The 692-nt window shown below is 62.1% G+C and carries 1 protein-coding gene; it reads left to right on the plus strand.

Annotated features, from left to right (window positions below):
* Positions 1-692: AMP-binding protein (locus tag Raf01_RS49210; protein ID WP_203925087.1), on the plus strand; the 692-nt coding region annotated here is incomplete at both ends.

Consider the following 692-nt stretch of genomic DNA (forward strand, 5'->3'; position numbering starts at 1 on the left):
TTGGCTGATGCGGCGCCGGTGTTGGGTGTGGCGGTGGCGGGCACGGTGGGGGTGTTGCCGGCCGGGTTGAGGCGGGTACTGCTCGACGATGAGGGGTTCACGGCCGCGTTGGCGGACCGTTCGGATACCGATCTGCGCGTTGGTGTGGTGCCGGGCAACGCGGCGTACGTCATCTACACCTCGGGGTCGACCGGGCAGCCGAAGGGTGTGCTCGTTCCCCACCAGAACGTGGTCAATCACCTTCTTGCCCGCACAGAAGTCTCCGGGTGGAACAACGAAGACAGGTTCGTGCTGAAGTCCTCGTTGGGGTTCGACGCTTCGGTCTGGCAGCTGTTGTGCCCGCTAACCATCGGGGCGCGTGTGCTGATCGCGCGCCATGGTAGCGAGAATGATCCTGCCTACCTGGTTGACCTGGTCAGTGATAACTCTGCGACCATATTGCACTTTGTGGCATCGATCCTTCCGGCCTTCCTGTCGGACAAGAACATTAGGAAATGCCGCTGCATCCGGCAGATGCAAAGTGGCGGCGAGGCGGTTTCCGAGACACTGCTGAACCGCTTCTACGAAGTCTTCCCTGCCGCAGAATTCGACCACTTCTATGGTCCGACCGAAACGTGTGTCGCGGTGACTCGCCATCGCTGCGCGCCGAGCGATGAGGGTGTTCCGCCGATCGGTCGGCCGCTTCTGAACAC

It is taken from the genome of Rugosimonospora africana, assembly GCF_016862975.1.
Classification (GTDB): domain Bacteria; phylum Actinomycetota; class Actinomycetes; order Mycobacteriales; family Micromonosporaceae; genus Rugosimonospora; species Rugosimonospora africana.